This window comes from Bacillus clarus (assembly GCF_000746925.1).
GTDB lineage: Bacteria > Bacillota > Bacilli > Bacillales > Bacillaceae_G > Bacillus_A > Bacillus_A clarus.
The window spans coordinates 3,060,001-3,072,361 of record NZ_JMQC01000008.1 but is presented as its reverse complement, the minus strand read 5'-3'; the positions used below and the strand labels follow the sequence as shown (position 1 = coordinate 3,072,361).

10 protein-coding genes, 20 tRNA genes, 2 rRNA genes and 2 riboswitches (1 of these 34 cut by a window edge) are annotated in these 12,361 nt (G+C 39.2%); of the genes, 2 read left to right on the top strand and 30 right to left on the bottom strand.

The genetic code is table 11. From position 1 onward, the window contains the following. Positions 1-7: 7 nt before the first annotated feature. The 6 genes from thiO to tenA are packed head-to-tail and all read right to left on the bottom strand — an operon-like array spanning position 8 to position 4,904. On the bottom strand, positions 8-1,117 hold the full coding sequence (gene thiO / locus DJ93_RS16675; protein ID WP_042982014.1) for a glycine oxidase ThiO: 1,110 nt from the start codon (positions 1,115-1,117) through the stop codon (positions 8-10). Then, positions 1,110-1,730 (bottom strand): thiazole tautomerase TenI, encoded by a 621-nt coding sequence (tenI, locus tag DJ93_RS16670; RefSeq protein WP_042982012.1) that lies wholly within the window; start codon positions 1,728-1,730, stop codon positions 1,110-1,112. The genes thiO and tenI overlap by 8 nt, the downstream gene beginning before the upstream one ends. A 10-nt stretch (positions 1,731-1,740) precedes the next feature. Beyond that, entirely contained in the window at positions 1,741-2,742 is a 1,002-nt protein-coding gene (locus DJ93_RS16665) for an ABC transporter substrate-binding protein (protein WP_042982011.1), read from the bottom strand. Further along, positions 2,739-3,491, bottom strand: coding sequence for an ABC transporter permease (locus tag DJ93_RS16660; RefSeq protein WP_042984225.1), 753 nt, complete (start codon positions 3,489-3,491; stop codon positions 2,739-2,741). The genes DJ93_RS16665 and DJ93_RS16660 overlap by 4 nt, the downstream gene beginning before the upstream one ends. Next, positions 3,491-4,240 carry an ABC transporter ATP-binding protein gene (locus tag DJ93_RS16655; protein ID WP_042982010.1) on the bottom strand — a complete coding sequence of 250 codons (750 nt, stop codon included), beginning with the start codon at positions 4,238-4,240 and terminating at the stop codon, positions 3,491-3,493. The genes DJ93_RS16660 and DJ93_RS16655 overlap by 1 nt, the downstream gene beginning before the upstream one ends. Continuing rightward, the gene (tenA, locus tag DJ93_RS16650; protein ID WP_042982008.1) at positions 4,209-4,904 is read right to left on the bottom strand and encodes a thiaminase II; all 696 of its coding nucleotides are present in this window, start codon (positions 4,902-4,904) and stop codon (positions 4,209-4,211) included. Before tenA ends, DJ93_RS16655 begins: the two co-directional genes overlap by 32 nt. An 88-nt stretch (positions 4,905-4,992) precedes the next feature. Beyond that, positions 4,993-5,095: riboswitch (TPP riboswitch) on the bottom strand. Between the two features lie 60 nt (positions 5,096-5,155). Further along, a riboswitch (TPP riboswitch) is annotated at positions 5,156-5,268 on the bottom strand. Positions 5,269-5,517: 249 nt separating this feature from the next. Here tenA and DJ93_RS16645 point away from each other — a divergent pair. Then, positions 5,518-6,669, top strand: coding sequence for an SH3 domain-containing protein (locus tag DJ93_RS16645; RefSeq protein ID WP_042982007.1), 1,152 nt, complete (start codon positions 5,518-5,520; stop codon positions 6,667-6,669). A gap of 5 nt (positions 6,670-6,674) precedes the next feature. Next, positions 6,675-7,013 carry a hypothetical protein gene (locus DJ93_RS16640; RefSeq protein WP_042982006.1) on the top strand — a complete coding sequence of 113 codons (339 nt, stop codon included), beginning with the start codon at positions 6,675-6,677 and terminating at the stop codon, positions 7,011-7,013. A gap of 240 nt (positions 7,014-7,253) precedes the next feature. Here DJ93_RS16640 and DJ93_RS16635 read toward each other — a convergent pair whose 3' ends face one another. The 24 genes from DJ93_RS16635 to DJ93_RS16520 form a co-directional block, all read right to left on the bottom strand. Beyond that, complete coding sequence (locus DJ93_RS16635; protein ID WP_042982005.1) at positions 7,254-8,405, bottom strand: DUF3965 domain-containing protein; 1,152 nt, start codon at positions 8,403-8,405, stop codon at positions 7,254-7,256. A gap of 296 nt (positions 8,406-8,701) precedes the next feature. Continuing rightward, the gene (locus DJ93_RS16630) at positions 8,702-9,121 is read right to left on the bottom strand and encodes a CBS domain-containing protein (RefSeq protein ID WP_042982003.1); all 420 of its coding nucleotides are present in this window, start codon (positions 9,119-9,121) and stop codon (positions 8,702-8,704) included. A gap of 144 nt (positions 9,122-9,265) precedes the next feature. Next, a tRNA-Glu gene (locus DJ93_RS16625) sits at positions 9,266-9,337 on the bottom strand. A gap of 1 nt (position 9,338) precedes the next feature. After that, positions 9,339-9,413, bottom strand: a tRNA-Asn gene (locus tag DJ93_RS16620). A 6-nt stretch (positions 9,414-9,419) separates the two neighbouring features. Then, a tRNA-Ile gene (locus tag DJ93_RS16615) sits at positions 9,420-9,496 on the bottom strand. A 13-nt stretch (positions 9,497-9,509) separates the two neighbouring features. Next, positions 9,510-9,580 (bottom strand) — tRNA-Trp (locus DJ93_RS16610). Positions 9,581-9,583: 3 nt separating this feature from the next. Next, a tRNA-Thr gene (locus tag DJ93_RS16605) sits at positions 9,584-9,659 on the bottom strand. 9 nt (positions 9,660-9,668) lie between these two features. Then, positions 9,669-9,744 (bottom strand) — tRNA-Phe (locus tag DJ93_RS16600). An 8-nt stretch (positions 9,745-9,752) separates the two neighbouring features. Then, positions 9,753-9,828, bottom strand: a tRNA-Asp gene (locus DJ93_RS16595). Between the two features lie 2 nt (positions 9,829-9,830). Beyond that, positions 9,831-9,907: transfer RNA gene (locus DJ93_RS16590), tRNA-Met, on the bottom strand. Positions 9,908-9,931: 24 nt separating this feature from the next. After that, a tRNA-Ser gene (locus DJ93_RS16585) sits at positions 9,932-10,024 on the bottom strand. Positions 10,025-10,116: 92 nt separating this feature from the next. Continuing rightward, positions 10,117-10,209 (bottom strand) — tRNA-Ser (locus DJ93_RS16580). Between the two features lie 14 nt (positions 10,210-10,223). After that, positions 10,224-10,296: transfer RNA gene (locus DJ93_RS16575), tRNA-Ala, on the bottom strand. A 16-nt stretch (positions 10,297-10,312) separates the two neighbouring features. After that, a tRNA-Pro gene (locus DJ93_RS16570) sits at positions 10,313-10,386 on the bottom strand. Between the two features lie 10 nt (positions 10,387-10,396). Continuing rightward, a tRNA-Arg gene (locus DJ93_RS16565) sits at positions 10,397-10,470 on the bottom strand. A gap of 3 nt (positions 10,471-10,473) precedes the next feature. Beyond that, a tRNA-Leu gene (locus DJ93_RS16560) sits at positions 10,474-10,562 on the bottom strand. Positions 10,563-10,578: 16 nt separating this feature from the next. Then, a tRNA-Gly gene (locus DJ93_RS16555) sits at positions 10,579-10,653 on the bottom strand. Positions 10,654-10,682: 29 nt separating this feature from the next. Then, positions 10,683-10,763, bottom strand: a tRNA-Leu gene (locus tag DJ93_RS16550). Positions 10,764-10,778: 15 nt separating this feature from the next. Further along, positions 10,779-10,854, bottom strand: a tRNA-Lys gene (locus DJ93_RS16545). A 4-nt stretch (positions 10,855-10,858) separates the two neighbouring features. Beyond that, positions 10,859-10,933 (bottom strand) — tRNA-Gln (locus tag DJ93_RS16540). A 12-nt stretch (positions 10,934-10,945) separates the two neighbouring features. Then, positions 10,946-11,029: transfer RNA gene (locus DJ93_RS16535), tRNA-Tyr, on the bottom strand. An 8-nt stretch (positions 11,030-11,037) separates the two neighbouring features. Further along, positions 11,038-11,113 (bottom strand) — tRNA-Val (locus tag DJ93_RS16530). Between the two features lie 5 nt (positions 11,114-11,118). Further along, positions 11,119-11,234: ribosomal RNA gene (gene rrf, locus DJ93_RS16525) — 5S ribosomal RNA — on the bottom strand. Positions 11,235-11,336: 102 nt separating this feature from the next. Then, positions 11,337-12,361, bottom strand: a 23S ribosomal RNA gene (locus DJ93_RS16520) (it continues 1,897 nt past the right edge of the window).

The window sequence follows — 12,361 nt, the reverse complement described above, 5'->3', positions numbered from 1 at the left end:
CCCCTTTTTAAACCGATTTAGAAAGCAATGAATCTAGCAAATGATTTTCTTGCTTCCCGTCTATTAAATCAGCCATATACTGACCAGTAACAGGACTTAATAAAATGCCGTTTCGATAATGGCCCGTACAAGCATATAAACCTTTTATTTCTTCATGCTCTCCCATATAAGGAGCTTCATGATTCGATTGTGGTCTTAATCCTGCCCATGTGCTTTCCCACTCTGCTTCTTTTAAAGCAGGCAATATTGTATAAGCACGCTCTAATATAGAAGTAATACTTTCTGGTTGCACAGTTTTATTGAACGTATGAGGCTTCATCGTTGCTCCAATTACGTAACGTCCACCGCGCTTTGGTGCGATATAAAACCTTTCTTGGAAAATAGGAGCTTTCAATAACGGTTTCCAACTTCTAACCGCAACAACTTCTCCCTTCACCGGGTATGTACCCCAATCACGGTGAAAATGACGCAGTAACTTTGTGCTCCACGAACCACCAGCGATAACGGCTTTTTCGCATGTGATTACACCTTCGCTTGTAACAATTCCAGTCACTTTATCGTTTTCAATTCGAATATCAAATACTTCTGTTTCTTCATATATATCAGCTCCAGAGATAGTCGCAGAATGTGCGAATGCTTTCGTAAGCTCTGGTGCAATGACATGACCATCTTTCGGATAATACACGGCCCCAATAATTGAATCAGATAGAAACGGCTCTTTTTCACGCAGACGATCTCCCGTCAAAAAGTACGAATTTTCACCTGTTTTTTGTTGCCAATTCATAATGTGAAGTATTCGTTCTTTCTCACTTTCATTTTGAGCAATGCGATAAATCCCTTTTTCTTCATATCCAATATCAATACCCGTTTTTTCACGTAAAACTTCTGCAAGTTGTGGAAATATAGCACGGCTTTCTCTAGCAAGCTCGAACAGCGGATCATACTCATCCCATTCCGCCTGAACACCAAGTAAACCAGCAGCAGCTTTCGAAGCTTCAGATGCAATTCTTTGTTTCTCTACAATCGCTACTTTATATCCTCTTTCAGCTAGAAAATGTGCAACTGAACTACCAATTACACCTCCGCCAACAATCGCTACATCATACTTCTTACACATGTTTTTCCGCCCACTTTCTTATTGATTCCTTATAAGATTTTGCCTGGCTATACGGCTTACTATTACTTACAATTCCAGACATAACAGCAACACCACTCACACCAGTTGTAAGAACGTCCCCTATATTTTCAGGAGTAATTCCTCCAATTGCCGTAATCGGTATCGATAAACACCTTGTCATATCCGAAATTTCCTCTAACCCACGCGCTGGCACACCTTTTTTACAATCTGTTGGAAATACATGACCGTAAACGAGCGAATCTGCTCCGTTTTTAAACACCTCTATCGCTTCTTCTAAAGAATGCACAGAATAGCCAACATGCAAATAAGAAAATTTTTCCTTAACTGATCTTACATCAGCACTACGATATCCTAACTGCACACGCGGGATATTTAATAAAATAGCAATATCAATTCGATCATTTATTACAAGCTTAGATGCCGGAAAGCCTTTCTTTAAAAGACTTTCCACACCTTCATACAATTCCTTTGTACTTTTCCCACGCTCACGAATATGCAAGTAGTCTATCTCACTCTCAATTTGCATCGCTACATTCACTAACTCTTCGAATGGCATTTGACCATTTGAGATTACGTGGAGCTCATTTTTCATATTCATTCGCCTACTTTAAAATGTTTTCGAATAATTCATCGGCAGGAACACTTTCTTTCGTCATCCCTTTTTCTTTCAACCATTTATTTTGTTTCTCCCATGATTCTTTTGAATCTGATAAGAATGGTTCATCTTTCGTCTCCATTTTTCCTAATAAAATTTTCATACTTTCTTTTTCAACTTCTGGAATAAGTGGAAAGTTCTCTTTCTCTTGATGATCTAATAAAATATTCAGTGCTTCATCCGGATTTTTCTTCATGAAATCATATCCTTTTTTCGCACCACGTAAAAAGGCTTGCAATGCTTCTTTATCCTTTTTCAATGTTTTATCACCTGTTACAAAAACAAGCTCATGATAATTCGGCACACCGTAGTCAGCTGGATTAAAGTACGCTGGTTCATGACCTTGATGACGCATAACAGGAACCTCATGGTTGATGTATGCACCTGTTACAGCATCCACTTTTTTCGTAATTAACGCTGGTACTAAATCAAATCCAACATCGACTACTTTCACTGTATCTGGATTACCACCAGCTTCTTTTACCATCGTTTTTAAATAGGCTTCACTTAAAGGCGTTCCAGAATATCCAACCGTTTTTCCTTCTAAATCTTTCGGCGACTGAATACCAGCTGATTTTAACGATACAACATGATTTAATGGTGAACGTACAACAGCTCCAATTGACTTCACTGGAATTTGTTCATTTGCTTTTGCGATAACAACATCTGGTTGATAATATAAACCAACAGTTACTTTTCCTGCCGCTGCTAACGTTAATGGATCGGTCGGATTAGAAGGGAATTTAATATTCACTTTTATTCCTTCTTCTTTGAAGTATCCTTTTTCAATCGCTGCATAAATAAAGCTATGCACCGCATTTGGATACCAATCAAGCATGACCGTTATTTCTTTCTCTGTTTTTTTCTTGTCTGATGCTGAATTACTCGAACACCCTGCAATCATTGCAACTAATAATGTAAACACAAAGATGCGTTTTAATAATTTCATGAATGTTTCCTCCAACTAATGAATTTCTTCTCTAATATAGAAATAAGGATAACGAAGAAAATAGCTAATAATGATAACAATACAATTGGTGCAAATACACCTGCACCGTCCAGCTGTGTCATCATCCTTTTACTGAAGTAACCAAGTCCAGCTTGTGCACCGAGCCATTCACCAATTGCTGCTCCAATTACACTAAGTGGAACTGCAATTTTTAATGCTGAGAAAAAGTAAGGAAGAGCAGATGGCAACTTTAACTTAAGAAAAACATCTTTTTTCGTTGCACCATACGTAACTAAGAGCTCTTCCCATTCTTTTTTCGTACTGCGGAGTCCATCATACGTATTGACCGCAATTGGGAAAAACGTAATTAAAACTGTAACAACAACTTTACTCCAAATGGTATATCCAAACCATAAAACAAATAGCGGTGCAAGTGCTGTAATCGGAATTGTTTGTGAAGCAACTAATAATGGATAAAATGCTCTTTCCATCCACGTACTCGCATTCATTAACATTGCTAGCCCTACACCCAGCACGATAGAAATAACAACGCCTATTAAAACGACGTACAACGTTGCTGGTAAATGAACCGTGAATAATATATCTTTCAGTGCCCATATCTTCATTACAATTGCAGAAGGTGATGGCAAAATGTACATCTCATCTACAATTCTTGCTCCTACTTCCCACAGAGCAAGTAAAATTCCACTTAATGTGAGGGCAGGTAATAGCTCCTTCAAACGACTCATCATACGAGTACCTGCCTTTGTAACATACTAAGGAGCTCTTCTTTAAGCGCTAACACTTCAGGCTTATATAAATCTTTTCTTGTTCGGTTACGATCCAGCGGTACAATTCGCTCAGTTAAAGTTGCTATCGGTTGCTCTTCTACAACAAAAATACGATTAGAAAGAAAAAGAGCTTCTTCAACATCATGTGTAATAAATAAGATTGTTTTTTTCCACTCTTTCCATTGTTCAAACAACCATTCCTGCAAAGATGCCTTCGTTAAGGCATCTAATGCGCTAAACGGTTCATCTAACAATAATATCTCTCCGCCTGTTAATAAAGTTCGGATAAAAGATACGCGTTGTCTCATACCACCAGATAAATCTTTCGGATATTTTTTCTCGTACCCTTGTAAACCAAATTTATGTAACAGTTCCTTTGCCTTGACTTGTGCTTCTTTCTTCTGCACACCTTGGCACTCTAACGGTAAAGCTGCATTCTCAATAATTGTTCTCCACGGCAGGAGCATATCTTTTTGAGGCATATACCCTACAGGATGACTCTTTGTTTCTATGAGCTCTATATGTCCAGTGCTCGCCTCTTCTAAACCTGTAATAAGGCGAAATAAAGTACTTTTCCCACAGCCACTCGGTCCAATAATGCTCACAAACTCTTTTTCTTGTATATTGGCATCTAGTCCCTCTATGATTGGTTTCTCATCATAATGAAAGGAAACATTACGAAACTGTAGTATGTTCTTGCTCCTCAAAACCCCACATCTCCTTACGATAGGCCATATCCCAGAATAAATATTCAAATCGGCTGGAATATAAGAAAATCTCCTCTAATCGATCTAGTTCTTTCTCTGACTTTCCAACTGCCATTTCATTTAATACATCTATTAACCAAATACAAAGGTTACCGTATTCTTCAGAACTATATCCTTGAATCCATTCCCCAAAAAACTCATGATCTCTTGCTCCAGGAATATCATTTAAACGCTTTCCAATCTCCCAATAGCTCCACATACATGGAAGTAAAGCTGCTATTAATTCTGCAAGTGTGCCATTTTGAGATACAGACATCATGTAATTTGTATAAGCTAAATTTTTAGCAGATGGTTTTGCAGATTCCATCTCCTCTACAGAAATACCAAGTCTTTTTGCATATTGTTTATGAATCGTCATTTCACCATTTAAAATACCATCTATTTGCTCTGCAAATTTTGCCATAACTTGTGGATTCGTTGCCTTTACAACACCAATTGCATATAGTTTTGCATAATCCAACAAATATAAATAATCTTGAATAATATAATACTGGAATTTATCTTTTTCTAACGTTCCATCCCCCATACCTACTACAAACGGATGATTATGACTTTTCTCCCATACAGGCTGCACCGTCTCAAATAATCTTTCACAAAATTTCATTTATAATTCCCCTTCCTACATATCTATTTATCTCAATAAAAAAACCACCTCTATATACAAGAAGTGGTTACAGCAAATAAAATTATATTTATTCGTTGCGCCACTTCCCTTCGCTAGTATTACCTAGATCAGGTCTGTAAGGGTTAAGGATTATTCCTCTCTCAGCACGAAAAGCACCCCTAGTGGTTTCAATATGAAATTTTCAAATAAAAAAGCCCCGTTTCTATGCGCAAAGAAACGGGGACCCATTGTTAATGTCCGAATTGCTTCCCTACGCTAGCATAATCTAGATCAGGTAATGAAAAGGATCAAAGGCTTACGGCCTTACTCTCAGCTGGCAACACCAGCTCTCCTAGCATACTATGAAATTATCATTGTCAGTATAACACTGTCATAACTCATCATCAACTGTTTTAATTTTCTCAATTGTATATAAATTGATTAAGATATAAAATACGTATATCCCATTTTAAAAATCGAAAATTTTCTACCATAGTATAAAAATTATATTTATGTTGATTTCATATTACATTTATGTGAATAAACCCCAATATATTATAACTTTATACTATAATAAAATTATAACAATACAACTAGAGGAGGCCGTTATTACATGAAGATGAGAGCTACAGCTTTAACAGTATCTACCGTTGCAATTGCTTCCTTACTTCCTTCTATGGGAGAAACGAACGTGCAAACAGTAGCTGCTGAACAAACATCTAAAGCGAAAACTGGATATGTAAAAGTCGACAACGTCGCATTATATCAAACCGCCCAAGTAGACAGTACCTTAATTGATAACCTTCGCTTCAACACCCCTATTACCATCCTTGGAACAATTCAAGATTGGTATAAAGTATCTGTTAACAATAAAGTAGGCTATATGAAAAAAGATGCTATTCTATCGAAAAAAACAGTTCAATCTAATAGCCAATATATCGTAAATGCAAATGCGTTAAACGTTCGTTCTGAACCTAATACAGAATCTTCTATTCTTGATGTGTTGCCGAATGGGAAATTTATTACAATTCAAGGTGAACAAGGCGATTGGTATAAAATATTACATAATGGACAAATTGGATACGTACAAAAAATATTTGTATCCAATGGATCCACTCCACTAGTAAAAGGTGTGACTGTACAAGGCACTCCTTCCTATACTGTTGCGACACCAAATTTAAATGTACGTAGTGCCGCTAGTACAAATAGTACTGCCATCGGTTCCCTGCAAAATGGAACACAAGTGCAAGTAGTAGAAACGGTAGGTACTTGGTATAAAATTCGTTTTGGCACAGGTTATGGATACGTAGCCAAACATTATATCGTACAAAATCAAGCTCAGGCTAAAGCTACTACCCCTTCAATTCCAGCTGTTTTCAGATTCCCAGCTCAAGGAAAAATCAGTTCAACATTTGATATGCGTTGGGAACAAATGCATTATGGCATAGATATTGCAGCACAGGGCAATGTCTCCATTCAAGCTGCTGCTGCAGGTAAAGTTATAAAATCTTATTATTCAGCTAGCTATGGCAATGTCGTATTCATCGCCCATCATATAAACGGGAAATTATACACAACAGTTTATGCTCACTTGAAAGATCGTACTGTACAAGTTGGTGATCAAGTTCAAGTAGGACAATTAGTAGGTTATATGGGAAATACAGGTCACTCATTCGGACAACATCTCCACTTTGAATTACATAACGGGGAATGGAATTTCGAAAAAATAAATGCAGTCGATCCGCTGCCTTACTTCGTTAGGTAACTTGTATGCCACGTAAAATAAATATACCACTAATTATTGAATACCTAGCTTTTTTCGGTTTAATCTATTGTTTAATAATCTATAATACAAATACTGTATTTTTATCTATTATTATAACCTTTGTTGTTTTAGAAATTATGATGGAAGCATTTAAGATTCGGCTCAAACAAAAAATTGCTCATATTTACATTATACTTTTTCTATCAAGTGCTTTTATTACCAATGTAGTTAGTAATGGATTCTACTTATCTACCGTATTCCCCGTGTTTTTTATGGGCATTTTATTAGTTATATCTAAATACGTTAATGTTCCTAATACAACTAAGCAACAACAAGAAACTTAGAAAGAGGAAACACTGTGTACCAATCTTTCAAAGATAATTTAGTAAAATATATATTTAGTTTATATAAAAAAATGAATATATTTTTCGGTATACAAGACAGTAATCATGCACAATTCCTTGTATATGGCATGTTATTTTTGATCCTCATTGCCTTTTCCCTATATTACTAAATAAAAAGGATCTCATCTTATATGAGATCCTTTTTATTATTATTGTATCTATTCTATACGTGATTACATTTTAACCACAAGCATATTTTTCATAAATAAAGCTCAAATTATATTTTTTCTCCAAACCCAACCTCTGTTCATCATCACACCAGTAAAAGAGAATATCATGAATTGTGGCATAGCGTTTATTTTTAAGAAATAATCTAAAAAATGATGGCAAACAATCGTGTAATTGTATAAATATATAATTTTTTAATACCTCTTCTTTATATTCAATTCCTTTACAAACATACATTAATTCTTCGCAATAATATGCATGCTGTGGAACTTGAATCATCTCGAAAAATGGTACATATGATAATAGCTTTCCAATGAAGTGTCCATATCGGCTCATTAATCCCACCGTCATATGCTCCATCATTTCCTTCATTACATACAAGTAATCATCTACATGTGTTGTTTTTAATGGATCTAGTCGATCAGAAATTTGGGAAAGTACCGCTCTTTGACAAGCTATAACAGCTTGACTAGGCCCGTAATATGATAAATAGTCCGTACATTTACGATATTTTCTTAATAAATCAAATGTATATAGATCACAAACATATGTATTACAATATATTGCTAGATTCATCATCTCATAATTTAATTGTTCTTTTGATAATGTTTTTGCCTGCTTGCATATGTAAAAAAACGTAAACTCTAATACTTCTTTATGAGATAATAAATTACTACAGTCGTTTATACATTTTTCGTTGAATTTAACTCTTTCCCAAATCTGTACATCTTCATCCACTAATTCACCTACACGATATTTAATAATTAAATAATTAAAGGCAACAGCTTGTGTCAAAAAATCCCACGTTTCATATTCCATTGAAGTTTGTACAAACTCATCTAATCCTTGATTTATCATAAATGTATATGCTTCTTTATACCATCCCATCTCCTGACATAAACGAATAATGCGTACTAAAGTTGGGATTTCATCTTTATGAAACTGTGGTAAATCTTTAACTTTATTCATTCCATATAAGATAAACGGCGCTAAATTTTCTTCTTTATAAAATTCTTTTTCTTTCCACACTAAAATTGTTCTTTCTTTCCCCTGACCTTTTGGATGACAAGGTATAAGCAAAGAAAATAAATCAGCGAAACTCTTCGGTTCCACATATGTATCTGTAACCAAATTCCAATTAGGATCGCCTTGTACAGCCCTCATATAATTCCCCTTCCGTTTTTCTCTCTATAAGAAATACCCATTCATTAAACACATTACCAATCATTAATATTGATATATTCAGAATCTCTCATAATACTTATATTCATTAGTATATCATTTTTTTCACTATTAAAGATTAAGAATAACAATTTTAAAAAATTTTCAAATATATTCCTATACAATTTTAACATAATTTTTCAGATACATCATACTAACGGAATTCCTTTAATTATAATTGTTAGAACAATGTATCTGATTTTTATTTTCATCAAAAGTTTATAATAAAATATTTATTTTCATTTTGTATGCTCCGATATTTCGCTCAAAGCGAATCCTGCTTGATCATCTGCAGATTCTCTTATCGCTAAATCACCTAAGGCTAACATACCAACAAGTTGACCGTTCTTCACTACTGGTAATCGTCTAATTTGATATCGTGCCATTAACTCCGTTGCCTTTTCAACAGAATCATCAGGTGAAACCGACACAATATTTGTTGTCATTACATTTGTAATTTTATTAGAACCTGGATGTTTTTCAGCAATTCCACGAACAACTAAATCGCGATCAGTTACGAGGCCGACAACTTGCTCATTTTCAACAACGGGAATCATTCCAATTTCCTCTTCTTTCATTTTCACAGCAGCCTCATATACATTATCTAGTGTTGTACACTGCACAACATTTGTGCTCATCAGTTCTCTAACTTGTGTCATTATTTTATTCCCTCCTTTTAATACATACCATAGCTTTTCCCAAATCCCTTTATTTATTTCAGAAAAATAGCATGAGAAAAAAGAGAATTTCTAAATTAGATTTACATAAGAAAAAAGAGCCAGCAAATTGCTGACTCTTCTTTATGACCCGTACGGGATTCGAACCCGTGTTACCGCCGTGAAAGGGCGGTGTCTTAACCACTTGACCAACGGGCCATGGCTCCGCAGGTAGGACTCGAACCTACGACCGATCGGTTAACAGCCGATAGCTCTACCACTGAGCTACTGCGGAATAATATGGTGGGCCTAAATGGACTCGAACCATCGACCTCACGCTTATCAGGCGTGCGCTCTAACCAGCTGAGCTATAGGCCCATATTACTTTATACAGGGGCAGTAGGAATCGAACCCACACTGGAGGTTTTGGAGACCTCAGTTCTACCTTTAAACTATGCCCCTAAGTGGTGCCGGCTAGAGGACTTGAACCCCCAACCTACTGATTACAAGTCAGTTGCTCTACCAATTGAGCTAAGCCGGCAAAAAAAAATGGTGGCTCGGGACGGAATCGAACCGCCGACACGAGGATTTTCAGTCCTCTGCTCTACCGACTGAGCTACCGAGCCAACATAAATGGCGGTCCCGACCGGGGTCGAACCGGCGATCTCCTGCGTGACAGGCAGGCATGTTAACCACTACACCACGGGACCATTGGTTGCGGGGACAGGATTTGAACCTGCGACCTTCGGGTTATGAGCCCGACGAGCTACCAGACTGCTCCACCCCGCGACGATATAATATTATTTTGAAAAATGGAGGAGGTAGAGGGATTCGAACCCCCGCGCGACTCTCGCCGCCTGTCGGTTTTCAAGACCGATCCCTTCAGCCGAACTTGGGTATACCTCCATGAAGGAAATGCTTATTATATTTTAGTTACTATTATATATATAATAGTTTTATTAACTATTAATCCATTCCTTTTTAATTATTAAAGAAAATGGAGGAGGTAGAGGGATTCGAACCCCCGCGCGACTCTCGCCGCCTGTCGGTTTTCAAGACCGATCCCTTCAGCCGAACTTGGGTATACCTCCAATAATAACTAAAGTGGAGCCTAGCGGGATCGAACCGCTGACCTCCTGCGTGCAAGGCAGGCGCTCTCCCAGCTGAGCTAAGGCCCCATAAATTTTAAAACTATCGGGAAGACAGGATTTGAACCTGCGACCCCCTGGTCCCAAACCAGGTGCTCTACCAAGCTGAGCCACTTCCCGTTAATAAAAGCGCGCCCGAGAGGAGTCGAACCCCTAACCTTTTGATCCGTAGTCAAACGCTCTATCCAATTGAGCTACGGGCGCATATGGTGCCGAGGGCGGGGGTCGAACCCGCACGGTGGTCACCCACCGCAGGATTTTAAGTCCTGTGCGTCTGCCTGTTCCGCCACCCCGGCATGTCATATTGAAAATTGGAGCGGAAGACGGGATTCGAACCCGCGACCCCAACCTTGGCAAGGTTGTATTCTACCACTGAACTACTTCCGCAAGACATGTATGAGATATTTCATTAAAAGTGCGGGTGAAGGGAGTCGAACCCCCACGCCAAAGGCGCCAGATCCTAAGTCTGGTGCGTCTGCCAATTCCGCCACACCCGCATATTTTTTTAAAAATGGTGAGCCATGAAGGATTCGAACCTTCGACCCTCTGATTAAAAGTCAGATGCTCTACCAACTGAGCTAATGGCTCTTAATGGCTGGGCTAGCTGGATTCGAACCAGCGCATGACGGAGTCAAAGTCCGTTGCCTTACCGCTTGGCTATAGCCCAATATTTAAGAAATGGTGGAGGGGGGCAGATTCGAACTGCCGAACCCGAAGGAGCGGATTTACAGTCCGCCGCGTTTAGCCACTTCGCTACCCCTCCGACATATATGGTGGAGGATGACGGGATCGAACCGCCGACCCCCTGCTTGTAAGGCAGGTGCTCTCCCAGCTGAGCTAATCCTCCATTTTGCCTGGCAACGTCCTACTCTCACAGGGACAAGGTCCCAACTACCATCGGCGCTAGAGAGCTTAACTTCCGTGTTCGGTATGGGAACGGGTGTGACCTCTCTGCCATCATTACCAGACTGTATTCATTTAAGACAAGAATCATTGTAACCTATTGACTTTATAAAGTCAATAAGTTTTTTATATTCTTTCAAAACTAGATAACATTTGCTTCATATTATATGGTTAAGTCCTCGATCTATTAGTATTCGTCAGCTCCACATGTCACCATGCTTCCACCTCGAACCTATCAACCTGATCATCTTTCAGGGATCTTACTAGCTTACGCTATGGGAAATCTCATCTTGAGGGGGGCTTCATGCTTAGATGCTTTCAGCACTTATCCCTTCCGCACATAGCTACCCAGCTATGCCCTTGGCAGAACAACTGGTACACCAGCGGTGCGTCCATCCCGGTCCTCTCGTACTAAGGACAGCTCCTCTCAAATTTCCTACGCCCACGACGGATAGGGACCGAACTGTCTCACGACGTTCTGAACCCAGCTCGCGTACCGCTTTAATGGGCGAACAGCCCAACCCTTGGGACCGACTACAGCCCCAGGATGCGATGAGCCGACATCGAGGTGCCAAACCTCCCCGTCGATGTGGACTCTTGGGGGAGATAAGCCTGTTATCCCCGGGGTAGCTTTTATCCGTTGAGCGATGGCCCTTCCATGCGGAACCACCGGATCACTAAGCCCGACTTTCGTCCCTGCTCGACTTGTAGGTCTCGCAGTCAAGCTCCCTTATGCCTTTGCACTCTACGAATGATTTCCAACCATTCTGAGGGAACCTTTGGGCGCCTCCGTTACACTTTAGGAGGCGACCGCCCCAGTCAAACTGCCCACCTGACACTGTCTCCCGGGTCGATAAGACCCGTAGGTTAGAATTTCAATACAGTCAGGGCGGTATCCCACCAGCGCCTCCACCGAAGCTAGCGCTCCGGTTTCAAAGGCTCCCGCCTATCCTGTACAAACTGTACCAAAATTCAATATCAGGCTACAGTAAAGCTCCACGGGGTCTTTCCGTCCTGTCGCGGGTAACCTGCATCTTCACAGGTACTATAATTTCACCGAGTCTCTGGTTGAGACAGTGCCCAAATCGTTACACCTTTCGTGCGGGTCGGAACTTACCCGACAAGGAATTTCGCTACCTTAGGACCGTTATAGTTACGGCCGCCGTTTACTGGGGCTTCAGTTCAGAGCTTC

Coding starts and splice junctions, on each gene's coding strand:
- DJ93_RS16665 (WP_042982011.1), bottom strand. CDS start 2,742: ATGAAATTATTAAAACGCATCTTTGTGTTTACATTATTAGTTGCAATG.
- DJ93_RS16660 (WP_042984225.1), bottom strand. CDS start 3,491: ATGAGTCGTTTGAAGGAGCTATTACCTGCCCTCACATTAAGTGGAATT.
- DJ93_RS16640 (WP_042982006.1), top strand. CDS start 6,675: ATGCCACGTAAAATAAATATACCACTAATTATTGAATACCTAGCTTTT.
- DJ93_RS16645 (WP_042982007.1), top strand. CDS start 5,518: ATGAAGATGAGAGCTACAGCTTTAACAGTATCTACCGTTGCAATTGCT.
- DJ93_RS16635 (WP_042982005.1), bottom strand. CDS start 8,405: ATGAGGGCTGTACAAGGCGATCCTAATTGGAATTTGGTTACAGATACA.
- DJ93_RS16630 (WP_042982003.1), bottom strand. CDS start 9,121: ATGACACAAGTTAGAGAACTGATGAGCACAAATGTTGTGCAGTGTACA.
- tenA (WP_042982008.1), bottom strand. CDS start 4,904: ATGAAATTTTGTGAAAGATTATTTGAGACGGTGCAGCCTGTATGGGAG.
- tenI (WP_042982012.1), bottom strand. CDS start 1,730: ATGAAAAATGAGCTCCACGTAATCTCAAATGGTCAAATGCCATTCGAA.
- thiO (WP_042982014.1), bottom strand. CDS start 1,117: ATGTGTAAGAAGTATGATGTAGCGATTGTTGGCGGAGGTGTAATTGGT.